General features: G+C 65.0%; 1 protein-coding gene. It reads left to right on the plus strand.

Going from position 1 to position 397, the window contains the following annotated elements:
* Positions 1–397, plus strand: a 397-nt coding sequence (locus tag AB4Z35_RS30980) for a helicase-related protein (protein ID WP_442101295.1), incomplete at both ends; no start/stop codon positions are given.

Here is a 397-nt window from a genome sequence, read left to right on the forward strand (position 1 = left end):
CATCCTGCTCTGCACGACGATCATCGAGACCGGCATCGACGTGCCGACCGCCAACACCATCCTGATCCACCGCGCCGACAAGTTCGGCCTGGCCCAGCTGCACCAGCTGCGGGGCCGCGTGGGTCGCTCGCACCATCAGGCCTACGCGTACATGCTGGTCCATGATGTCGATGGCCTGACCAAGCTGGCGCAGCGCCGGCTCGAGGCCATCCAGCAGATGGAGGAACTCGGCTCCGGCTTCTACCTCGCCATGCACGACCTGGAAATCCGCGGCGCCGGCGAGGTGCTGGGCGACAAGCAATCGGGCGAAATCCACGAAATCGGCTTCCAGCTTTATACGGACATGCTCAACGCCGCCGTGAAGGCGCTCAAGGCCGGCAAGGAGCCGGACCTGATG

This window comes from Pseudomonas sp. KB_15, from assembly GCF_052114525.1.
In the GTDB taxonomy this organism is placed as follows: Bacteria; Pseudomonadota; Gammaproteobacteria; order Pseudomonadales; family Pseudomonadaceae; genus Aquipseudomonas.